We start from the raw sequence: 20720 nt of genomic DNA on the forward strand, positions 1-20720 counted from the left end.
TTCAATGCGGTTATTTATTGCCGAAAAACCCAGCCTCGCCCGGGCGATCGCGGATGTATTACCCAAGCCGCATCGCAAGGGCGATGGCTATATCGAGTGCGGGAACGGGCAGGTGGTCACCTGGTGTATCGGTCACCTGCTGGAGCAGGCCCAGCCGGACGCTTACGACAGCCGCTACGCGCGCTGGAATCTCAACGATCTGCCCATCGTGCCGGAAAAGTGGCAGCTGCAGCCGCGCCCGACGGTCACCAAACAGCTCAACGTCATTAAGCGCCTGCTGAATGACGCCGCAGAAGTGATCCACGCCGGTGACCCGGACAGGGAGGGGCAACTGCTAGTGGACGAGGTGCTGGATTACCTGAACCTCTCGCCAGAGAAACGCCGCCAGGTGCAGCGCTGTCTGATCAACGATCTCAACCCGCAGGCGGTGGAGCGTGCCATCTCGCGTCTGCGATCCAACAGCGAGTTTGTGCCGCTGTGCGTCTCCGCGCTGGCTCGCGCCCGCGCCGACTGGCTGTACGGCATCAACATGACCCGCGCCTACACCATTCTCGGGCGTAACGCCGGTTATCAGGGGGTGCTCTCGGTGGGTCGCGTCCAGACTCCGGTGCTGGGGCTGGTGGTGCGCCGCGATGAAGAGATCGAGAACTTTGTCGCCAAAGATTTCTTCGAAGTGAAAGCCCACATCGTTACCCCGAAGGACGAACGTTTTACCGCCATCTGGCAGCCGAGCGAGGCCTGCGAACCTTATCAGGATGAAGAGGGGCGCCTGCTGCATCGTCCGCTGGCCGACCACGTGGTGACCCGTATTGAGGGCCAGCCCGCCGTCGTCACCAGCTATAACGATAAACGGGAATCGGAACCTGCTCCGCTGCCGTTTTCCCTTTCTGCCCTGCAGATCGAGGCGGCAAAACGCTATGGCCTGAGCGCGCAAAACGTGCTCGATATCTGCCAGAAGCTGTATGAAACGCACAAGCTGATCACCTATCCGCGTTCCGACAGCCGCTACCTGCCGGAGGAGCATTTCGCCGGACGCCACGCGGTGCTGAACGCCATTGCCGCCCACGCGCCCGATTTACTGCCGCAGCCGGTGGTCAACCCGGATACCCGCAACCGCTGCTGGGACGATAAGAAGGTGGATGCCCACCACGCCATCATCCCGACGGCGCGCAGCAGCAAGGTCAATCTGACCGAGAACGAATCGAAGGTCTATAACCTCGTCGCCCGTCAGTATCTGATGCAGTTCTGCCCGGATGCGCTGTTCCGCAAGTGCGTTATTGAGCTGGAGATCGCCAAAGGCAAGTTTATCGCCAAGGCGCGTTTCCTTGCCGAAGCGGGCTGGCGCACGCTGCTGGGCAATAAAGAGCGTGACGAGGAGAACGACGGCACGCCGCTGCCGGTGGTGAAAAAAAACGACGAACTATTGTGCGAGAAGGGTGAAGTGGTGGAGCGACAGACCCAGCCGCCGCGACACTTCACCGACGCCACGATCCTCTCAGCAATGACCGGTATTGCCCGGTTTGTGCAGGATAAAGATCTGAAGAAGATCCTGCGTGCCACCGACGGGCTGGGGACGGAAGCGACTCGCGCCGGGATCATCGAGCTGCTGTTTAAACGCGGTTTTCTGCACAAGAAAGGGCGTTATATCCACGCGACGGATGCCGGAAAGGCGTTGATCCACTCCCTGCCGGAGATGGCCGCCCGCCCGGACATGACCGCGCACTGGGAGTCGGTGCTGACCCAGATCAGCGAAAAGCAGTGTCGTTATCAGGATTTTATGCAGCCGCTGGTGGGCACGTTATTCGATCTGATCAACCAGGCGCGGAATACCTCGGTCAGAGATTTTCGCGGCATGGTTGCGCCGGGTGGCGACAAGAAGAAAAAGTTTAAGAAGAAGAGTGCGGCCTGAGGAGTTGCCGGGTGGCGGCTACGCCTTACCCGGCCTTCAAAAGCACGAACCGTAGGCCGGGTAAGCGCAGCGCCACCCGGCACAGCCATAGAATCAGATCACACCCTGACCCATCATCGCATCCGCGACCTTCACAAACCCGGCAATGTTCGCACCGCGGACATAGTTGGTCTGCTTCTCTTCTCCGCCGTACTCGACGCAGGCGTGGTGAATATCCAGCATGATGTGATGCAGACGCGCATCCACTTTCTCGGCTTTCCAGCCCATACGCGCGGCGTTCTGCGCCATCTCCAGACCTGAGGTTGCCACACCGCCGGCGTTTGCCGCTTTACCCGGTGCGAACAGCACGCCAGCCTGCAGGAACAGGTCGGTGGCTTCGATGGTGGTTGGCATGTTAGCCCCTTCCGCAACCGCTTTTACGCCGTTGGCGATCAGCTGGTGCGCTGCATCAATATCCAGTTCGTTCTGGGTGGCGCATGGCAGGGCGATATCAACCGGCACGGCCCACGGCTGTTTGCCTTCAAGGTAGGTCAGACCGAATTCGCGGGCATAATCGGCCACGCGACCGTCACGGCTGGCTTTGATTTCGCACAGGCGCGCCAGTTTTTCTGTGGTGAAGCCTGCTTCATCAACCACGGTGCCGCTGGAGTCGGAGGCGGTGATCACCCGGGCGCCCAACTCCATTGCTTTCTCGATAGCGTACTGGGCCACGTTGCCGGAGCCGGATACCGCGACGCGCATCCCGTCGAAGCTCATACCGTGACGCTTCAGCATCGCTTCAGTAAAGTAGACCAGACCGTAACCGGTGGCTTCCGGGCGGATCAGGCTGCCGCCGAAGGAGAGACCTTTCCCGGTGAAGACGCAGGCGCTGTTGTTGGAGAGTTTTTTCATCATCCCGGCCATAAAGCCCACTTCGCGCCCGCCCACGCCGATATCCCCGGCCGGTACGTCGGTATCCGCGCCCAGGTGACGATACAGTTCGGTCATCAGCGCCTGGCAGAAGCGCATCACTTCGCCTTCGCTCTTGCCTTTCGGATCAAAATCGCTGCCGCCTTTGCCGCCGCCCATAGGCAGCGTGGTCAGGGCATTTTTAAAGGTTTGTTCAAAGCCGAGGAACTTCAGGATCGACAGGTTAACCGACGGGTGGAAACGCATCCCGCCTTTGAACGGGCCGATCGCGGAGCTGAACTGGACACGCCAGGCGCGGTTGACCTGCACCTGATTGCGGTCGTCCACCCATACCACGCGGAACTGGATCACGCGTTCTGGTTCAACCAGGCGCTCAAGCAGGGACATCTGACGATAGCGGGGGTTTTGTTCCAGAAATGGCCAGAGGGTGGTCATCACTTCACGCACGGCCTGAGCGAATTCGCTCTGATTCGGATCGCGCTGTTGAACACGGTTTAGAAAGGATTCAAGGGAGCAAGCCTGGTCCATAACTATAAGTTCCTCTAATATATTGGGATTATTTTATTTTTAACAAATATATGCATGATGTTGTGTTTTTCGACTATACCACCCGATGGGCTTTGTGACGCAAGCTAAATTTCGCCCTCAAGTTAAATTCATTAAACGCGCCGGGTCATAATAAAAAACGATGATCGGCGGGATTAAAGTTTGTCGGCAGGTTTACCGTTATAGTCATTGTCAGGACACAACAGAAAGAGACGTCTATGAAGCGTATTGTAATGGCTGTTTTGCTTGGGGTTTTCGCGGCCGGCAGTCAGGCCGACCAGCGGTTTGGCACCGGGGTGGATGTGAATATTCCGCCGGAGATCTTCAGCTCCAGCGGTCAGCGTCCACCGCCGTGCAACCAGTGCTGCATCTATCAGGATCAGAACTATTCAGAAGGATCGGTGGTAAAAGCCGAGGGCGTACTATTGCAGTGCCAGCGGGATCCGCAGGCGATCAGCACCAATCCGCTGGTCTGGCGTCGTGTAAGAGAATAAAGGCTTCCAGCAGAGGAATATCCGCTGGGGCGAGATCGTAGCCCAGCGCCTCGCGCGGGGAGCACCACACCAGCTGGCTGTGGTAGTGCGTTTCGGGCGTGCCGGTAAACGTCGGGACGTGCCAGGCGTGCAGGTTAATCAGCCGCCGGGATACTTCCCGCTGGTGGCTGGCGATATACCGCGCGGGCCGGGCCTCGATACCCAGCTCCTCGCGCAGCTCGCGCGCCAGGGCCTCGGGCTGCGTTTCCCCGGCCTCCACTTTGCCCCCGGCAAACTCCCACAGACCGGGCTGATCCGCATGCAGCGGGCGCTGCGCCAGTAAAATCTTGCCATCCCGTTCGAGAATAGCGCAAACAACATCGAGTGTTTTTAGCATGGTCGTCAATAATGGTTAAGAGAGAAAGCGTTAGGATCTACGTACTTATTAGCGACCAGGGAGCATCCTGTGAAAGAGTTACCACCAGCCTGGGTTAAACCCATCGAATCCATCCCCGCCAGTCTAACGCCAATCGCCAGGATGCAGAAAAAACATTATGGCGCGGTGCTCAATCCGCTGCGCTGGTGGGGGAGAATGCCCCGGCTGTTCTGGCTGGTGGCGCTGTTTGTCGGCTTTCTGGAGCGCAAAAAATCGCCTCTCAATCCGGTGCTGCGTTCGCTGCTGATGACCCGCGTCTCGCAGGTGTGCCACTGCGCGTTCTGCATCGATGCCAATGCGCTGCGTCTTGCGGAACGCTGCGGTGGTCTGAAGAAGGTGCAGGCCGTCGCGACATGGCGCGACAGTCCCATATTCAGCGATGAAGAGCGTGCCGCGCTGGCCTATGCCGAGGCGGTTACTGCCACCCCGCCGGTGGTGGACGATGCCCTCAAAGCGGCGTTGCGCCGCCACTTCAGCGATGAGGCGATCACGGAGATGACCTCGCTGCTTGCGTTTCAGAACCTCTCTGCGCGCTTCAATGCCGCGCTGGATATCCCTTCGCAAGGGTTGTGCGCCATGCCCGGAGAAAAACACGATGCTTGACCGTCACCTCCATCCGCGCCTGAAACCGCTGCTTAACCGGCTGGTGATGACGCTGGATAAACCGGGGATTGCTCCGGACGGCATTACGCTGATCGGCTTTGCTATCGGGGTGCTGGCCCTGCCGTTTCTGGCGCTGGGCTGGTATCTGGCGGCGCTGGTGGCGATCCTGCTGAACCGGTTGCTGGACGGACTGGACGGGGCGCTGGCGCGGCGGCGCGGGCTAACCGATGCCGGGGGCTTTCTCGATATCGCCCTCGATTTTCTCTTTTATGCTCTGGTGCCCTTTGGCTTTGCCCTGGCGGATCCTGTGGTGAATGCGCTGCCAGCCGCCTGGCTGCTGTTCGCCTTCATCGGCACCGGCAGCAGCTTTCTGGCGTTTGCGGCGCTGGCGGCGAAGCACAACATCGACAATCCGGGCTACGCCCACAAGTCGTTTTACTATCTGGGCGGGCTGACAGAAGGAACAGAAACTATTCTGCTGTTTGTGCTTTGCTGCCTGTTCCCGGCGCACTTTGCGTGGCTGGCCTGGGTGTTTGGCGCGTTGTGCTGGCTCACCACCGCAACGCGCATCTGGAGTGGCTATATGACGCTGAAGGATGTTCAGCGCCAGCCGGGATCAGAGTGAGCTCTCTGGCCCGCGTTCACCGGTTGCCACCGGGTTCTGCGGGTTACTGCTCCATTCGTACCAGCCGCCGTCGTAAACGCCGACATTTTTCCAGCCCATCGCCCGGGCATACATGAAGGTCTCTGATGCCCGCCAGCCGGTGCCGCAGTAAAAGGCCACCTGCTGGTCCGGCAGAATGTTCCACTGCTTCCACATGGCGGCGATATCCTCAGCGCTGCGCATGGTGCCATCCGGATTATGGAAATCTTCCATATGGGTCGAGTCGCTCCCGGCATGACCCCAGCGTGCGCCCGCGATCTCACCTTTTGGCTTGATATAGCTGTAGCCGCTGGTCACGCCGGTAAACTCCGGCCATGAGCGGATGCTCACCAGAGAGGCATCCTTACGATGCAGCAGGCCGCGGGCCTGTTCGGTATTCAGCATCAGCTGCGGCTGACCGGGGATCGGCGCGCCAAAATCGGCCGCTGGCGTCACTTTGCCCGGCGTCCCGCGTTCGACCGGCAGGTTTGCTTCGCTCCAGGCCTTCCAGCCGCCATCCAGCAGGCGCACATCTTTCACCCCGGCGTACAGCATGATCTGCGCCACGCGCGCGGCGGCATAGACGTCGCGGCCGTAGAGGATCACCGTGGTGTCATGGCGGATCCCATGTTTTGCCAGCATCGCCTTCAGATCGGCATCGGAAACTTTGTTCCACAGCGGCTCGCTTTCCACCTCGTTGGTGTCGATATAGCCTGCGCCGGGAATATGGCTCAGCAGATAAAATTTAGGTGCGCCCCAGGCGGCTTCAATCACTTTCCACTCCCCGGCAGGGGCGGCGGTCACTGTCTTACCTTGCTGGAGCTGGTTCAGCCACTGCGGGTAGACCAGCTGTTCGAAGTGGGCGAGGCGCTGGAGACGCGCCGGGTTTTTCAGGGCATCGCTCAGCAACGTGACCTGGCTGAAACCCGCCTGATTCAGCCGGGCCTGGACGGCCTGGTTATCGCTGTCGCTGCCGTATAAGGCAAGCGGAGTGGTCGGGGTCAGCTGATGCTGCGACGCCCAGGCTTTCAGCTGGGTCTCGTTCATCGCTCCCAGCCAGCTGGCGGAAAGATTAAGGGCGGCAGGCTCGTGGCCGGAAGGGCCGTTCAGGGTCTGCGGCCAGCCGTTGTAAAAGGCGCTGGCGCGGGTATCAATAATCGAACCTTGCTGCTGCTGAAGCTTCGTCAGCGTCAGGGAATGCGCCATGTCAGCGGCCAGGGTTGAAAAAGAGGCGAGACCTAAAGCGGCGGTCAGCGCGGTCAGGTGAGAAACACGTTTCATCGAAATGCCCGATCGTAAAAAAATGAGACGTGATTGTGGCAATCTGCCGGACAAAAAACGTTGCGTTTGCGCAGGATGTCACGGGATTCACTGCCAGCCTGCCATCGGCAGCATCTGCCCATTCGCGGGAATATCGTCGTCATCGTGCGTCACCTGTACTACCGGGATCCGCCGGGCACGCACTTCGGCAAACACCCAGCGGCGAAACTGGTCGCGCAGATTTTTATCCAGACGGCTAAAAGGCTCGTCGAGCAGCAGCGCCTGGGGTTGAGCCAGCAGGGCGCGGAGCAGGCTCACCCGGGCGCGCTGGCCGCCGGAGAGCGTGGCGGGATCGCGACGAAAGAAGCCGCTCAATTCCGCGGCGTCCAGCGCGTCGTTAACCTGCTGTATGCGCGCCTCGCCTTTGACCGCCGCCGGGAGCGCCAGCAGCAGATTCTGCCCGACGCTGAAGTGATCGAAGAGCAACGCATCCTGAAACAGCAGCCCGAGCCCCCGCAGCTCGGTGGGCAGGGTGTCGCAGCGCCGGGAATTGATCCACAGCTCTCCGGCAGCGCGAAAATCGCCGGGCAGAGCCCCCACCATCCAGGCAAACAGCGATGATTTCCCGCTGCCGGAAGGGCCCATCAGGGTAAGTATTTCGCCAGGCGGCACCTCGAAACTGACGTTGTGCAGCAGCGTCGTCTGGCGCAGCGAGAGCGAAACATCCTTAACCATCAGCATTAACGTAACCCCTGTCGAAAGCGGCCCACCAGCCGGGAAAGCAGGATGCAGGCGGCAAAGACCAGCATCGGTAGCAGCAGCTGCCACAGCGCCTGGGCCGCCAGCACGGCGCTACTGCCGCCGCTGCTGAGCGCCACGGCGTCGGTGGTCAGCGTGGCGTACCGGCCGCTGCCCAGCCACAGGGTGGGCAGATACTGCGCCATACTGACGGAAAATCCGACGGCAAAGGCGGTAAGCGCCGGACGGATCATCTGCGGGCATTTGACCAGCCAGAATATTTTAAGCGATCCCCAGCCGAGGGTGCGGGCGATCAGGATCAGGCGCGGATCGAGTCGGCGCCAGGCCGGCTGCATCACCAACAGCATCCACGGCAGCACCCACAGTAAATGACCCCACAGCACGGCAATCCACTCTCCGTCGAGCTGCATCAGCAGCGCCAGCTGATACTGTCCGGCCACCAGCGGCAGGGTGGGGAGCGCCAGCGGTAGCCAGACCCAGAAGCCCCCGCGCTGCGGGCCCCACTCCAGCCAGAGCAGGATCATTCCCAGCGTAAGCGCCGCCGAACAGAGACCCAGCGACAGGCTCACCGCCGCCGTTTCGCGGGAGACGCGGGCATCGCCCGCCACCAGCACCAGGATCGCCACGCTGACGAGGCCCGCCAGGGGCAGCAGCAGGGCGCAGGCGCGTCCCACCCGCAGCGGGCGCGGCGTCGGGCGCTCCCCGGAGACGTCCGGGATAGTGCGTTTCCAGCGTCGCCAGCAGAGAAACAGCGCGACGGCGATCGGCTCCAGGATGATCAGCAGGATCGCACAGACCAGCATCCCTTTGGCCTGCTGTTGTGTATCCCCCTGTGAAAGCCACTGCCAGGCCAGCACGGCGAGGGTAGGAGGGTTTCCCGGTCCGAGGATCAGGGCCACATCCACCACTGACAGCGTCCAGGCGATCGTCGCCAGCATCACCGCCCCCAGCGCGGGGGCAATGGCGGGCAGGATCAGCCAGCGCAGCGCCTGCCAGCGGCCATAGCCCAGCGAACGCAGCACGGTCACTTTTTGCGCCAGATCTTTTTCTGGCAGCGAGGCGTAAATCGCCCAGAGAACAAACGCGCTCTCCTTGATCGCAAGGGTCAGGCCAAGGCCAATTCCGTAGCGATCCAGCACCGGGGAGCAGAACGAACAGAGGCGGTAGAGCTCGCCGCCTTCGGCAAAAATCAGCAGCACGCTGACCGCAAACGCCACGTGGGGGATCGCCAGCAGCCAGGGTAGGTGGTTGCACAGCCGTCGCCAGCGGCTACCGGGCCACAGCGCGGCCACCACCGCCAGCGCCAGCAGTAGCGCCCCGACGGCGGCAATCAGGGTAGACACCAGGGTGGCGATCAGCGCCTGCGGCAGCTGAGGATCCGCTGCCAGCGCCCGCCAGTTCTCCAGGGAGAAGATCGGCGGTAACAGCAGGGCAACGGCGGGCAGCAGCGGCAGATACACCGCCGCCATCAGCAGCCAGGCGAGCCCGCTTAGTGGGTGCCGTAGCGACGCAGCCATTCCTGCTCCAGCGCGTTAACCCAGGCGGCGTGCGGTTCCGCGAGCGTGGCCGGGAGTCCTGCCGGGATAAACTGACGCAACGCTGCGGCCTCAGCGGCAGGCAAGGTCTGTGGATCCAGCACGCTTGGATCGCCCCAGTTGGCGGGGTCCGCCTTGCGGATCTGCGCCTGCGGCGAGAGTAAAAAGTTAGCCACGACCTTCGCGCCCGCGCTGGCAGAGGCATTGGCCGGGATCGTCACAAAGTGCACGTTGCCGATCATCCCCTGTTGAAAACCAAAGCTGTAGCTGTCAGCGGGCAGCTCGTTGCTGTTCACTTTTTGCCGCGCGTGGGCCGGGTTAAAGGTGATCGATAGCCCTAAATTGCCACTTGCCAGTAGGGCATCCATCCGCGCCGGTGACGGCGGAAAATCTTTACCCTCGCGCCACAGATGGGGATGCAGCTTATCCAGATACGCCCACAGCGGGGCAGTGACCGCAGCGAAACTGGCGTTGTCCGGCGGCTGCTTCAGCGCCTCCGGCAGGGTGGTTTGCGTCAGCAGGAGCTGTTCCAGAAACGCGGTGCCGGTAAAGTCGGGCGGGCGCGGGTAGGTGACGGTACCGGGATGTTGGGTGGCGTACGCCAGCAGCGCCTGCGGGTCCGACAGCGGTTGCGGCAGGGTCTTGCGGCTGGCGATAAAAGTGAGCTGGGCGCTGCCCCATGGCGACTCAGCCCCCTCGGTCGGGATGGCGAAATCTTCCGTCACCGGTTTAGTCGTATCCACATAGCGCCAGTTGGGCAGGCTTTGTGCCCATCCGGTCTGCAGCAGCCCGGCGGTTTTCAGGGTGCGGAAGTTCTCGCCGTTGACCCACAGCAGGTCGACCGAGCCGTTGGTTTTACGCCCGGCGCTGGCCTCGGTCTGGATGCGTTTTACCGCGTCGGCGGCATCCGCCAGACGGACAATCTTCAGGGTAATGGCGTAGTGGGTTTTCATCTCGCCGCTCACCCAGTCCAGATAGCGGTTTACCGCCTCATCGCCGCCCCAGGCGTTAAACCAGACGGTCTGGCCCCGGGCATCCTCTTTAGTTTTCTGCCAGCCGTCATCGGCCAGCGCCGGCCCTGCCATCAGCAGGCCGGTTAACAACATGCAAAAACGCGCACGGCGCATAATGCCCCCTGTTATGGAGAAGTGCGGGAAAAGCGGGCAAACAGCCAGCGGGTAATCAGCGGCAGCAGTCCCAGTAGCGTAAAGGCGAAAACCACGCCCGGCGAGAGGATATCACGCAGCGAGGCGATCTGCCCTAACTGGTGGCCAGCATTGAGAAAAACCACCGCACCGGGCAGCATCCCGAGCTGGCTGACCCACCAGTAGCGCCGTACCCCGAGGGTCGTCACCCCGGCCAGCAGGTTGACCACAAAGAAAGGGAACAGCGGCATCAGGCGCAGGGCAAACAGATAAAAGGCCCCGTCGCGGGCAACCCCGTCATTCACGGTGCGCATCGGCCCGGCAAAGCGGCGCTGCACCCAGTCGCGCAGCAGATAGCGGCTGACCAGCATCGCCAGCGTGGCGCCAAGCGTGGCGGCGAAGGAGACCAGCAAAATCCCCGGCCACAGACCAAACAGCGCCCCGCCGAGCAGGGTCAGCAGCGCAGCCCCCGGCAGCGACAGAGTGGTGACCAGCACATAGAGAATGAAAAAGAGCGCGGCGCTCTGGAACGGTGCCTGTTGGCAGTAAAGCAGCAGCGCCTGATGCCGGGCCTGAAGATTTTCCAGCGTCAGGACGCCGGGAGGCAGTTGCGTATAAATAACAACAAATGCGCCCAGAAGGGCGCACAGAAGAGTGATTTTACGGACGTTTGCCGCCATTCATTTTACGTCGAATGTCGCCCATACCGGGGCGTGGTCGGACGGTTTTTCCATGCTGCGGATCTCGTAATCGATCCCGGTTTCAATGCAGCGCTCTGCCAGCGGCGCGCTTGCCAGCAGCAGGTCGATGCGCAGGCCGCGGTTATCGTCAAAGCCTCTCGAGCGGTAATCAAACCACGAGAAGCGATCCTGGGTCTCCGGGTTGGCGTGGCGGAAGGTATCCACCAGACCCCAGTCCATCAGACGCGCCATCCACTCGCGCTCTTCCGGCAGGAAGGAGCACTTCCCGGCGCGGAGCCAGCGTTTGCGGCTGTCTTCGCCGATGCCGATATCCAGATCGGTATGGCTGATGTTCATGTCACCCATGATCAGCACCGGATTCTTTTTGTTCAGCTCGGTTTCGAGGAAGGACTGCAGATCCTGGTAGAACTTCTCTTTAGCCGGGAATTTCAGCGGATGGTCGCGGCTCTCGCCCTGCGGGAAGTAGCCATTGATCACGGTGATGTTGCCCAGCGGCGAGGGAATTTCCGCCATGATGATGCGGCGCTGGGAATCTTCACCGTCCCCCGGGAAGCCGCGACGCACCGAGACGGGCGTCTCTTTAGTGAGCAGCGCCACGCCGTAATGGCCTTTCTGGCCGTGATAGAAGACGTTGTAACCCAGTTTTGCCACCTCTTCCAGAGGGAACATATCGTCGTGAACTTTTGTCTCCTGCAGACCGATAACGTCAGGCTGATGCTGCTCAACGATGGCTTGCAGTTGATGAGGACGGGCACGCAGGCCGTTGATATTAAAAGAGACAAATTTCATAGTCGCTGCCAGTGCAAGGTGAATAGTGCAAGGATGGTAGCAGAATTTCATTGGGCTGACTGCCGCCGCTGCGTATGTTCCAGCCATTTCTGCGATAGATCGTACTGACAGTGCAATTTTTGCACCGATCTGGCGCGTGATGCCCTGCGATGGCGCGTAAATGGACCACAAATTTCGCGAGCGATCACAATTCCAGAATTATATTTGGCTTCTGCATAAAACAGCTGTTTTTCATCCGGCAAAGCCGCGCTTGTTGTAAAAATATTCACTTTATATGCAATAACAGTGAATAACTCCATATCGTAACCTGTTGATATTTCGTTCACCCATCCCGTTTATGCATTTTTATCGCTGGCTGGCACGATCGCTGCAATCTACATTTACAGCGCAAACACTAAAATATTTAACATTTAATCAACCTTTTATTTACCGGATGAGGTCGCTATGTCTCTGTCAATTACGCGTGAAAACTTTGATGAATGGATGATGCCGGTTTACGCCCCGGCGGCTTTTATTCCGGTACGGGGAGAGGGCTCACGCCTGTGGGATCAGCAGGGCAAAGAGTATATCGACTTCGCCGGCGGCATTGCGGTTAACGCCCTGGGCCACGCCCATCCGGCGCTTCGACAGGCGCTGAATGACCAGGCGGCGAAGTTCTGGCATACCGGGAACGGGTACACCAACGAACCGGCGCTGCGCCTGGCTAAAAAACTGATCGACGCCACCTTCGCCGAAAAAGTGTTCTTCTGTAACTCCGGGGCCGAAGCTAACGAAGCGGCGCTGAAGCTGGCGCGTAAATATGCCCACGACAACTTTGGCAGCCAGAAAAGCGGCATCGTCGCTTTCAAAAATGCCTTCCACGGCCGCACCCTTTTTACCGTCAGCGCGGGCGGTCAGCCCTCTTATTCCCAGGACTTTGCGCCGCTGCCGCCGGATATCCGTCACGCGATCTATAACGATCTGCAATCTGCCAGCGAGCTGATCGACGACACCACCTGCGCGGTGATCGTTGAGCCGATGCAGGGCGAGGGCGGCGTGCTGCCTGCGGATAAAGCCTTCCTCCAGGGGCTGCGCGAGCTGTGCGATCGCCACAACGCGGTGCTGATTTTTGATGAAGTCCAGACCGGCGTCGGCCGCACCGGCGAGCTGTATGCCTATATGCATTACGGCGTCACCCCGGACGTGCTCTCCACCGCCAAGGCCCTCGGCGGCGGCTTCCCGGTGGGGGCAATGCTCACCACCGACAAATTCGCCCGGGTGATGACCGTCGGCACCCACGGCACCACCTACGGCGGTAACCCGCTGGCGTCGGCGGTGGCCGGTCAGGTGCTGGATATCATCAACACCCCGGAAGTGCTGACCGGCGTCAGGCAGCGTCATGAGTGGTTTGTCGAGCGCCTGCAGGCCATTAACGCCAAAACCGGCCTGTTCAAAGAAATTCGCGGTCTGGGGCTGCTGATTGGCTGCGTGCTCACGGAGGAGTTCGCCGGAAAAGCTAAACTTATCTCACAGGAAGCGGCAAAAGCGGGCGTGATGGTGTTGATCGCCGGGGCTAACGTGGTGCGCTTCGCGCCTGCGCTGATCGTCAGCGAGGAAGAAGTGCAGACCGGGTTAGATCGCTTCGCGCTGGCCTGTGAACGTGTGAAGTCCGGGGTGTCATCATGATGGTCATCCGTCCCATTGAGCGCGGTGATTTATCCGCCCTCATGCAGCTTGCCGGTAAGACAGGAGGCGGGTTGACCTCGCTTCCCGTTGATGAAAATACCCTCTCGGCGCGCATTGAGCGCTCGCTGGAGACCTGGCAAGGGACGCTGCCGAAAGGCGAACAGGGCTACGTGTTTGTGCTGGAGGATACCGACAGCGGCACCGTGGCCGGGATCTGCGCCATTGAGGTGGCGGTGGGTCTGAACGATCCCTGGTACAACTACCGTGTCGGCACCCTGGTGCACGCTTCGAAAGAGCTGAACGTCTACAATGCGCTGCCGACGCTGTTCCTCAGCAACGATCACACCGGCAGCAGCGAGCTGTGCACGCTGTTTCTCGATCCGGAATGGCGCAAGGAGGGCAACGGTTATCTGCTCTCCAAATCGCGCTTTCTCTTTATGGCAGCCTTCCGCGACCGCTTTAATGAAAAAGTGGTGGCCGAGATGCGCGGCGTGATCGACGAAACCGGCTTCTCGCCGTTCTGGCAAAGCCTGGGGGAACGCTTCTTCTCGATGGAGTTCAGCAAGGCCGACTATCTGTGCGGTACCGGGCAGAAAGCCTTTATTGCCGAGCTGATGCCAAAACATCCTATCTATACCTACTTCCTCAGCCCCGAAGCGCAGGCCGTGATTGGCCAGGTGCATCCGCAAACCGCCCCGGCGCGCGCGGTACTGGAGAAAGAAGGGTTCCGCTACCGTAACTATGTCGACATCTTTGACGGCGGCCCGACGCTGGAGTGCGACATCGACCGGGTGCGGGCGATCCGTAAAAGCCGTCTGGTAGAGGTGGCCGAAGGCCAGCCTGCGCCGGGCGAGTGGCCCGCCTGCCTGGTGGCCAATGAACAATATGACCAGTTCCGCGCCACGCTGATCCGCGTGGATCCTGACTGTGAACGTCTGGTGCTGACCCCAGCCCAGCTGGATGCCCTGAAATGCCGCGCCGGCGATCGTATTCGCATGGTGCGCCTGTGCCCCGAGGAGAAAACAGCATGAACTTATGGATTAACGGCGACTGGGTGACCGGCGAAGGTGAACCACGCACCAAACACAATCCGGTAGGTCAGGAGGTGTTATGGCAGGGGGCGGACGCCAGCGCCGCGCAGGTTGAGCAGGCGTGCCGTGCGGCGCGCGCCGCCTTCCCGGGCTGGGCGAGGCTGCCGTTCAGCGCCCGTCAGGCTATCGTTGAGAAATTTGCCGCCCTGCTGGAGGCCAACAAACAGGAGCTGACCCGCATCATTGCCAGCGAAACCGGCAAACCGCGCTGGGAAGCGGCGACCGAAATCACCGCGATGATCAACAAAATCGCCATTTCGGTGAAGGCCTACCACACCCGCACCGGCGAGCAGCGTACCGAGATGGCCGACGGCGCCGCCACCCTGCGCCACCGCCCGCACGGCGTGCTGGCGGTGTTCGGCCCCTATAACTTCCCCGGCCATCTGCCGAACGGCCATATCGTGCCCGCGCTGCTGGCGGGTAACGCTGTGATCTTCAAGCCGAGCGAGCTGACGCCGTGGAGCGGGGAGGCGGTCGTCAAACTGTGGGAGCAGGCCGGGCTGCCGCCGGGCGTGCTCAATCTGGTACAGGGCGGGCGCGAAACCGGCCAGGCGCTGAGTGCGCTGGGCGACATTGACGGGCTGCTGTTTACCGGCAGCGCCGGCACCGGCTACCAGCTGCACCGCCAGCTGGCCGGACAGCCGGAAAAAATTCTGGCCCTCGAGATGGGCGGCAACAATGCCCTGATCGTCGACGATCCGGCGGACATCGACGCCGCGGTTCATCTGACCATCCAGTCGGCCTTTATCACCGCCGGGCAGCGCTGCACCTGCGCCCGTCGTCTGCTGGTAAAAAGCGGTGCCGAGGGTGACGCCTTCCTCGCCCGTCTGGTGGAGGTGAGTGCACATCTACTGCCGGGCGAGTGGGATGCCAGCGACCAGCCGTTTATCGGCGGGCTGATCTCCGAACAGGCGGCGAAAAACGTCTATCACGTCTGGCGGGAGCATGTCGCCCGTGGCGGCCAGTCGCTGCTGGATCCGCGTCTGGTGAAGGCGGGCACCTCTTTATTGACGCCGGGCATTGTTGAGATGACCGGGGTGCGCGATGTACCGGACGAAGAGGTCTTCGGTCCGCTGCTCTGCGTCTGGCGCTATGACGATTTCGACCAGGCCATCGCGATGGCTAACACCACGCGCTACGGCCTGTCGTGCGGGCTGATCTCCCCGGATCGCGAGAAGTTCGACCAGCTGCTGCTGGAGGCGCGCGCCGGGATCGTTAACTGGAACAAACCGCTCACCGGCGCGGCCAGTACTGCGCCCTTTGGCGGCGTAGGGGCCTCCGGCAACCACCGCGCCAGCGCCTGGTATGCGGCGGATTACTGTGCCTGGCCGATGGCGAGCCTCGAAACTCCGGCCATTGTCCTGCCGGAGCAGCTGAGTCCGGGCCTCGATTTTACTCGGGAGAAGCGCCATGAAAGCGCGTGAAGTTAACTTTGACGGGCTGGTAGGCCTGACCCACCATTATGCCGGGCTGTCGTTCGGCAATGAGGCCTCCACGAAACACCGTTTTCAGATCTCCAACCCGCAACTGGCGGCAAAGCAGGGGCTGTTAAAGATGAAGGCGCTGGCGGATGCGGGCTTTCCCCAGGCGGTGATCCCGCCTCAGGAGCGGCCTAACGTCGGCGTACTGCGCCAGCTCGGTTTTACCGGCACCGATGAACAGGTGGTGGAGAAGGCAGGCACTCAGATGCCACAGCTGCTCTCCGCTGCCAGTTCGGCCTCCTCGATGTGGGTAGCCAATGCCGCGACCGTGGCGCCGTCGGCGGACACTCTCGACGGCAAAGTGCATCTGACGGTGGCTAACCTCAACAACAAATTCCACCGCGCTAGCGAAGCCGGCACCACCGAAAAGGTGCTGCGCGCTCTTTTTCGCGATGAATCCCGTTTCAGCGTTCATACGGCGCTGCCGCAGGTGGCGATGTTCGGTGACGAAGGGGCGGCCAACCATAACCGCCTCGGCGGTGACTACGGCGAGCCGGGCCTGCAGCTGTTTGTTTACGGTCGGGAAGAGGGGGGCAATGAGGCGCCGGCCCGCTACCCGGCACGCCAGACCCTGGCCGCAAGCCAGGCGGTTGCCCGGCTAAACCAGGTTAACCCCGGGCAGCTGATGTTTGCCCAGCAAAACCCGCAGGTGATTGACCAGGGGGTGTTCCATAACGACGTGATTGCCGTATCGAACCGCCAGGTGCTGTTCTGCCATGAGCAGGCGTTTGTGCATCAGGCCGCGCTGCTGGAGGCCCTGCGCGAGCGGGTGCCCGGCTTTATGCCCATCGAAGTGCCGACTGAGGCGGTCTCGGTGCAGGACGCGGTCGCGACCTATCTGTTTAACAGCCAGCTGTTGAGCCGGGACGATGGCAGCATGATGCTGGTCCTGCCGCAGGAGTCGCAGGATCACCCTGGCGTCTGGCGTTATCTGAGTGGTCTGGTGGCGGAGGATAACCCTATCAGCGAGCTGCGGGTATTCGATCTGCGCGAGAGCATGGCTAACGGCGGTGGCCCGGCCTGTCTGCGCCTGCGCGTGGTACTGACTCCCGAGGAGCAGCGGGCGGTCAACCCGGCGGTAATGATGAACGAGACCCTGTTCAATACCCTCAATGACTGGGTGGACCGCTACTACCGCGATCGCCTGACCCAGGCTGACCTGGTGGATCCGCAGCTGCTGCGCGAAGGACGCGAGGCGCTGGATGCTCTGACCCAAATTTTGCAGCTCGGGTCTGTCTACCCGTTCCAGCAATAAAGGAGGCGTGATGGACAACTTTCTGGCGCTGACGATGGCCGATGAAATGCCTCCCCACCGCGAAGGCAGAGGGGCATCGTTTCACTGGCGCTGGCTGGCACGCGGGGTGTTGGAGCTGACGCCGGAGGTCGCAAGCACGCGCTCCCTGGTGCTCTCGGCCGGGATCCACGGCAATGAAACCGCACCGGTGGAAATTGTCGACCTGCTGGTGCGGGCGCTGTTTCGCGGCGAACTGACGCTGCGCTGCCGCCTGCTGGTCATCTACGGTAACCCTCCGGCGCTGAGGGCCGGCAAGCGCTATCTGACCTGCGATATCAATCGTCTGTTCAGCGGGCGCGGGGCGCAGTTTCCGGCCTGCGACGAGACCGCGAGGGCGACCCTGCTGGAGGATCTGGTGACAGGGTTTTACCAGCAGGCGGGGGACGATCGCTGGCATCTGGATCTGCATACTGCCATCCGCGCCTCTTATCATGAGCGTTTTGGCGTGCTGCCCCAGCGCAGTCAGCCCTGGGATGAAGCCTTTATTCAGTGGCTTGGAGATGCCGGGCTGGAGGCGCTGGTCTTTCATCAGGCGCCGGGCGGCACCTTCACCCATTTCAGCTGCGAACGTTTTGGTGCCCTGGCCTGTACCCTGGAGCTGGGCAAGGCGCTGCCGTTCGGCCATAACGATCTGACTCGCTTTGCCACTACCCATCAGGCGCTGTATGCCTTGCTGAGCGGCGAGGCGCCAGGGCAGCATGCTGATCCTGTCCAGCAGTACCGGGTGGTGCAGCAGATCACCCGCCGCAGCGAAGCTTTTGTGCTGCACATGGCGGCGCATACCCTGAACTTTACCCCGTTCCGCCAGGGCAGTTTGCTGGCAGAGGATGGCGAGGAACGCTATGAAGTACACCACCCGACGGAGTATGTTCTGTTCCCGAATCCTGCCGTGGCCTTCGGTTTACGAGCCGGGCTGATGCTGGAAAAAATAACCTGAAACCCTCTGACCCCATCAGCATAACGCGGTGGGGTTGTTTATTTTCCCAGCCATTTCATTTAGCTGCCGTTTTATTACAGATTATTCCTGGCTGTTTGCTTTATTATTAATCTTTCTCCCGGTATACTCCTTCACAATCTCTTTAAAATCAGTCAGATGAATATTTTTGTTTCAACTCTCCACGCTTTATCCTTATTTCCTCCATATTTGGCGATAATTTGTTTTTTACACTTTCATTGTTTTACCCTTGCTCTGATTAATTGACGATAAACCCCGTAAAGTGAATCTCGTCAACACGGCATAGCGCCGAAGAATAACTGAAAGGAAGGACAAAATTATGCGTAAATTAACTGCACTGTTTGTTGCCTCTACCCTGGCTCTGGGCGCTACCAGCGCGGCGTTCGCCGCAGATACCGCCACCACGACGGCAGCACCGACCGAAAACAAAATGATGCATCACAAAGGTAAGCCGGGTATGCATCACGACATGATGTTTAAAGACCTGAACCTGACGGATGCGCAGAAAACGCAGATCCGCGACATCATGAAAAGCCAGCGTGACCAGATGAAACGTCCGCCGGTAGAAGAGCGCCGCGCAATGCATGACATCATTGCCAGCGACAGCTTCGATAAAGCGAAAGCCCAGGCGCAGGTCGATAAGATGGCCGAGCAGAACAAAGCCCGCATGCTGGCGCATATGGAAACCCAGAACAAGATTTACAACATCCTGACCCCGGAACAGAAAAAACAGTTCGATGCGAATTTTGAGAAGCGTCTGACAGAACGTTCCGCGCCGGAAGGTAAAATGACCCCACCAGCCGAATAATCGGTTCAGCCATTCAAGACCGCCGGAGTCCTGTTCACCCAAGCGAATACGCTGTGGACAGGTCCGGCGGTTTTTTCTTTTCTCCCCTCTTGCCAGCCGCCGCCATCCCGGTATTCTCCTGTTATCGCTTTGCAGAATGTGATTGAAATTTCTGACGTTACGGATTTTTTCGTCGTCATGCTAAGGCCGTTGTGCACATCTGCCGATACTACCCAGTGATGACCTAACGATAACAATCAAAATGCGACCGCCCTGCGCGGGTTGCTCTGGCGCGTATTGCGCCATTCGGAGTGGTGATGGAATTCTTTGATATCCGCAAAATGCCGATCAGCCTCTGGCGCAACGGGGCCGGTGAGACGCGCGAAATATGTTGTTTTCCCCCCGCAACCCGGGAATTTAACTGGCGTGCCAGTATTGCCTCCCTGGCCAGTAACGGTGACTTTTCCGTCTCACCCGGCGTCGATCGGGTGATCACCCTGCTGGAGGGGGGAGAGGTCCATCTGGATGGCGGAAAGGCGTTTACTCACACGCTGCAGCGTCATCAGCCCTTCAGCTTTGCCGGCGACCTGCCGGTAAAGGCGCAGCTGCTGGAAGGACAGATGTCGATGGATTTCAATATTATGACCCGCCGGGATCGCTGCCGGGCAAAGGTGCGCGTGGCGGACCGCACCTTCACCACCTTTGCCTCACGCGGCGGGGTGGTGTTTGTGCTGAGCGGCGCCTGGCAGCTGGGGGAGAAGCTGCTCACCGCCGATCAGGGCGCATGGTGGCATGAGGGCGACCATACGCTGCGGCTGCTGAAGGAAGAGGGAACCCTGCTGTTCAGCGAGATTTTCTGGCTTCCGGGACACTGAGCGGAATGATCTCGTAGTTGCCGGTCAGCAAGGGCTTGCAGAGAATTTTATACCCATCCTGATCGAAACCGGCGGGCGTGCGCAGCAGGTCCGCCGCCTCGTCCAGACTGTCGACCGCTCCCAGCCAGAGCCAGTTATGGATGATATGGTAGTGGGTCATGTCCGGGCGCGACTCTTTTAGTGCCACCGCGCTATCCCACGGCCAGCAGGTAACGCCAATCGCCTGCAATCCCTCGACTAAACGCTGCTGATGATCCTCAACGCTCTCTTTCCCGCAGCACGCGCCCGCGCAGCGCTTCAGAGCGGAACGGAAGCAGGCCCGCCCGCGGCTTAGCGACTCCAGCCCCAGCAGGCCGTAACAGAGCTGGCGCTCATCGGCCAGCGTCTGCAGGGTTTGCAGCGCCGCACGGCGGTTGGCGAAGAGGCCAAACAGATTCGGCGTGTGTGAAAAATCGACCTCGCGGGCGTAGACGATCTGCGGTTTACCCTCGGTGATTTGCAGGGAGCAGAGCTGGCGATTGCGGCGCAGCCGTTTATTGAACAACGGCTGCTGCTCCTTAATCAAGCGCGCCTCAAGCAGCAGAGCGCCCAGCTCACCCGCGGTCTGGATCCAGGTGATACGCCGGGACTGGCGCAGCATGGCGGCCTCGTCCGGGGTACGCAGATGTGACAGCACCCGGCTGCGAATATTGACGCTTTTACCGATATAAAGGGGCATGGCGTCGCTGTCGCCATGGAAGAAGTAGACGCCAGGCTGCTTGGGCAGTGCCTCAAGCCAAGGGCGCAGATGTTCGGGATATTCATAGATAGCTGCCGCTTCGAATTCAAGCCGCGGTGCCGATTGACGCCTGCTCACAACTTACT

At 60.6% G+C, this 20720-nt stretch carries 21 protein-coding genes; 11 read left to right on the forward strand and 10 right to left on the reverse strand.

The genetic code is table 11. The annotated features are described in order from the left end of the window. The first annotated feature begins 4 nt into the window (after positions 1–4). Positions 5–1909, forward strand: coding sequence for a DNA topoisomerase III (locus tag ACP4QI_RS08565; RefSeq protein WP_426494861.1), 1905 nt, complete (start codon positions 5–7; stop codon positions 1907–1909). 93 nt (positions 1910–2002) lie between these two features. Here the strand turns inward: ACP4QI_RS08565 and gdhA are convergent, their stop codons facing one another. Then, positions 2003–3346: an NADP-specific glutamate dehydrogenase gene (gene gdhA / locus ACP4QI_RS08570; protein ID WP_142489145.1), complete on the reverse strand. Its 1344-nt coding sequence runs from the start codon at positions 3344–3346 to the stop codon at positions 2003–2005. Positions 3347–3582: 236 nt separating this feature from the next. On the opposite strand from gdhA, the gene ACP4QI_RS08575 reads away from it, so the two are divergent. Next, positions 3583–3858 carry a YnjH family protein gene (locus tag ACP4QI_RS08575; RefSeq protein ID WP_285127895.1) on the forward strand — a complete coding sequence of 92 codons (276 nt, stop codon included), beginning with the start codon at positions 3583–3585 and terminating at the stop codon, positions 3856–3858. On the opposite strand, the gene ACP4QI_RS08580 is transcribed toward ACP4QI_RS08575, so the two are convergent. Then, positions 3818–4234 carry a pyrimidine (deoxy)nucleoside triphosphate diphosphatase gene (locus tag ACP4QI_RS08580; RefSeq protein ID WP_231312571.1) on the reverse strand — a complete coding sequence of 139 codons (417 nt, stop codon included), beginning with the start codon at positions 4232–4234 and terminating at the stop codon, positions 3818–3820. The genes ACP4QI_RS08575 and ACP4QI_RS08580 overlap by 41 nt on opposite strands. A 69-nt stretch (positions 4235–4303) precedes the next feature. On the opposite strand from ACP4QI_RS08580, the gene ACP4QI_RS08585 reads away from it, so the two are divergent. Both ACP4QI_RS08585 and ACP4QI_RS08590 read left to right on the forward strand, forming a co-directional pair. Further along, the gene (locus ACP4QI_RS08585; protein ID WP_426494860.1) at positions 4304–4876 is read left to right on the forward strand and encodes a carboxymuconolactone decarboxylase family protein; all 573 of its coding nucleotides are present in this window, start codon (positions 4304–4306) and stop codon (positions 4874–4876) included. Next, a complete protein-coding gene (locus tag ACP4QI_RS08590; RefSeq protein WP_307762611.1) occupies positions 4869–5501 on the forward strand; it encodes a CDP-alcohol phosphatidyltransferase family protein in 633 nt (210 codons plus the stop codon). The genes ACP4QI_RS08585 and ACP4QI_RS08590 overlap by 8 nt, the downstream gene beginning before the upstream one ends. Here the strand turns inward: ACP4QI_RS08590 and ACP4QI_RS08595 are convergent. From ACP4QI_RS08595 to ACP4QI_RS08625, 7 genes are all read right to left on the reverse strand, one after another. After that, entirely contained in the window at positions 5493–6800 is a 1308-nt protein-coding gene (locus ACP4QI_RS08595; protein WP_285127892.1) for a sulfurtransferase, read from the reverse strand. The genes ACP4QI_RS08590 and ACP4QI_RS08595 overlap by 9 nt on opposite strands. Before the next feature lie 87 nt (positions 6801–6887). Then, positions 6888–7520: an ATP-binding cassette domain-containing protein gene (locus ACP4QI_RS08600; RefSeq protein WP_285127891.1), complete on the reverse strand. Its 633-nt coding sequence runs from the start codon at positions 7518–7520 to the stop codon at positions 6888–6890. Beyond that, positions 7520–9055, reverse strand: coding sequence for an ABC transporter permease subunit (locus tag ACP4QI_RS08605; protein WP_426494859.1), 1536 nt, complete (start codon positions 9053–9055; stop codon positions 7520–7522). Before ACP4QI_RS08605 ends, ACP4QI_RS08600 begins: the two co-directional genes overlap by 1 nt. Beyond that, positions 9028–10200, reverse strand: coding sequence for an ABC transporter substrate-binding protein (locus tag ACP4QI_RS08610; RefSeq protein WP_142489152.1), 1173 nt, complete (start codon positions 10198–10200; stop codon positions 9028–9030). Before ACP4QI_RS08610 ends, ACP4QI_RS08605 begins: the two co-directional genes overlap by 28 nt. An 11-nt stretch (positions 10201–10211) precedes the next feature. Continuing rightward, on the reverse strand, positions 10212–10898 hold the full coding sequence (locus ACP4QI_RS08615; protein ID WP_426494858.1) for a TVP38/TMEM64 family protein: 687 nt from the start codon (positions 10896–10898) through the stop codon (positions 10212–10214). Beyond that, positions 10899–11708, reverse strand: a complete 810-nt coding sequence (gene xthA, locus ACP4QI_RS08620; protein WP_426494857.1) for an exodeoxyribonuclease III — start codon at positions 11706–11708, stop codon at positions 10899–10901. 47 nt (positions 11709–11755) lie between these two features. Beyond that, positions 11756–12007 (reverse strand): hypothetical protein, encoded by a 252-nt coding sequence (locus ACP4QI_RS08625; protein WP_142489155.1) that lies wholly within the window; start codon positions 12005–12007, stop codon positions 11756–11758. A gap of 145 nt (positions 12008–12152) precedes the next feature. On the opposite strand from ACP4QI_RS08625, the gene astC reads away from it, so the two are divergent. The 7 genes from astC to ves all read left to right on the forward strand — a co-directional run bounded on the left by astC (position 12153) and on the right by ves (position 19856). After that, complete coding sequence (gene astC, locus ACP4QI_RS08630) at positions 12153–13373, forward strand: succinylornithine/acetylornithine transaminase (RefSeq protein WP_285110816.1); 1221 nt, start codon at positions 12153–12155, stop codon at positions 13371–13373. Beyond that, a complete protein-coding gene (gene astA, locus ACP4QI_RS08635) occupies positions 13370–14404 on the forward strand; it encodes an arginine N-succinyltransferase (protein ID WP_142489157.1) in 1035 nt (344 codons plus the stop codon). The genes astC and astA overlap by 4 nt, the downstream gene beginning before the upstream one ends. Next, positions 14401–15888, forward strand: coding sequence for a succinylglutamate-semialdehyde dehydrogenase (astD, locus tag ACP4QI_RS08640; RefSeq protein WP_426494856.1), 1488 nt, complete (start codon positions 14401–14403; stop codon positions 15886–15888). The genes astA and astD overlap by 4 nt, the downstream gene beginning before the upstream one ends. After that, positions 15875–17200 carry an N-succinylarginine dihydrolase gene (gene astB / locus ACP4QI_RS08645; RefSeq protein ID WP_142489159.1) on the forward strand — a complete coding sequence of 442 codons (1326 nt, stop codon included), beginning with the start codon at positions 15875–15877 and terminating at the stop codon, positions 17198–17200. The genes astD and astB overlap by 14 nt, the downstream gene beginning before the upstream one ends. Before the next feature lie 10 nt (positions 17201–17210). Continuing rightward, complete coding sequence (astE, locus tag ACP4QI_RS08650; RefSeq protein WP_426494855.1) at positions 17211–18176, forward strand: succinylglutamate desuccinylase; 966 nt, start codon at positions 17211–17213, stop codon at positions 18174–18176. A 337-nt stretch (positions 18177–18513) separates the two neighbouring features. Further along, positions 18514–19002 carry an ATP-independent periplasmic protein-refolding chaperone Spy gene (spy, locus tag ACP4QI_RS08655; RefSeq protein ID WP_285127885.1) on the forward strand — a complete coding sequence of 163 codons (489 nt, stop codon included), beginning with the start codon at positions 18514–18516 and terminating at the stop codon, positions 19000–19002. A gap of 296 nt (positions 19003–19298) precedes the next feature. Next, a complete protein-coding gene (ves, locus tag ACP4QI_RS08660; protein ID WP_142489162.1) occupies positions 19299–19856 on the forward strand; it encodes an environmental stress-induced protein Ves in 558 nt (185 codons plus the stop codon). Here ves and cho read toward each other — a convergent pair. Next, positions 19825–20712 carry an excinuclease Cho gene (gene cho, locus ACP4QI_RS08665; protein ID WP_142489163.1) on the reverse strand — a complete coding sequence of 296 codons (888 nt, stop codon included), beginning with the start codon at positions 20710–20712 and terminating at the stop codon, positions 19825–19827. The two genes, ves and cho, sit on opposite strands and share 32 nt — an antisense overlap. Positions 20713–20720: the final 8 nt, after the last annotated feature.

The sequence above is a fragment of the Leclercia sp. TB492 genome (genome assembly GCF_049974505.2).
Classification (GTDB): Bacteria; Pseudomonadota; Gammaproteobacteria; order Enterobacterales; family Enterobacteriaceae; genus Enterobacter; species Enterobacter adecarboxylatus_C.

Coding starts and splice junctions, on each gene's coding strand:
- ves (WP_142489162.1), top strand. CDS start 19,299: ATGGAATTCTTTGATATCCGCAAAATGCCGATCAGCCTCTGGCGCAAC.
- ACP4QI_RS08615 (WP_426494858.1), bottom strand. CDS start 10,898: ATGGCGGCAAACGTCCGTAAAATCACTCTTCTGTGCGCCCTTCTGGGC.
- astC (WP_285110816.1), top strand. CDS start 12,153: ATGTCTCTGTCAATTACGCGTGAAAACTTTGATGAATGGATGATGCCG.
- ACP4QI_RS08625 (WP_142489155.1), bottom strand. CDS start 12,007: ATGGAGTTATTCACTGTTATTGCATATAAAGTGAATATTTTTACAACA.
- ACP4QI_RS08605 (WP_426494859.1), bottom strand. CDS start 9,055: ATGGCTGCGTCGCTACGGCACCCACTAAGCGGGCTCGCCTGGCTGCTG.
- ACP4QI_RS08595 (WP_285127892.1), bottom strand. CDS start 6,800: ATGAAACGTGTTTCTCACCTGACCGCGCTGACCGCCGCTTTAGGTCTC.
- ACP4QI_RS08610 (WP_142489152.1), bottom strand. CDS start 10,200: ATGCGCCGTGCGCGTTTTTGCATGTTGTTAACCGGCCTGCTGATGGCA.
- ACP4QI_RS08600 (WP_285127891.1), bottom strand. CDS start 7,520: ATGCTGATGGTTAAGGATGTTTCGCTCTCGCTGCGCCAGACGACGCTG.
- astB (WP_142489159.1), top strand. CDS start 15,875: ATGAAAGCGCGTGAAGTTAACTTTGACGGGCTGGTAGGCCTGACCCAC.
- spy (WP_285127885.1), top strand. CDS start 18,514: ATGCGTAAATTAACTGCACTGTTTGTTGCCTCTACCCTGGCTCTGGGC.
- xthA (WP_426494857.1), bottom strand. CDS start 11,708: ATGAAATTTGTCTCTTTTAATATCAACGGCCTGCGTGCCCGTCCTCAT.
- astE (WP_426494855.1), top strand. CDS start 17,211: ATGGACAACTTTCTGGCGCTGACGATGGCCGATGAAATGCCTCCCCAC.
- ACP4QI_RS08580 (WP_231312571.1), bottom strand. CDS start 4,234: ATGCTAAAAACACTCGATGTTGTTTGCGCTATTCTCGAACGGGATGGC.
- ACP4QI_RS08565 (WP_426494861.1), top strand. CDS start 5: ATGCGGTTATTTATTGCCGAAAAACCCAGCCTCGCCCGGGCGATCGCG.
- gdhA (WP_142489145.1), bottom strand. CDS start 3,346: ATGGACCAGGCTTGCTCCCTTGAATCCTTTCTAAACCGTGTTCAACAG.
- astA (WP_142489157.1), top strand. CDS start 13,370: ATGATGGTCATCCGTCCCATTGAGCGCGGTGATTTATCCGCCCTCATG.
- ACP4QI_RS08575 (WP_285127895.1), top strand. CDS start 3,583: ATGAAGCGTATTGTAATGGCTGTTTTGCTTGGGGTTTTCGCGGCCGGC.
- astD (WP_426494856.1), top strand. CDS start 14,401: ATGAACTTATGGATTAACGGCGACTGGGTGACCGGCGAAGGTGAACCA.
- ACP4QI_RS08590 (WP_307762611.1), top strand. CDS start 4,869: ATGCTTGACCGTCACCTCCATCCGCGCCTGAAACCGCTGCTTAACCGG.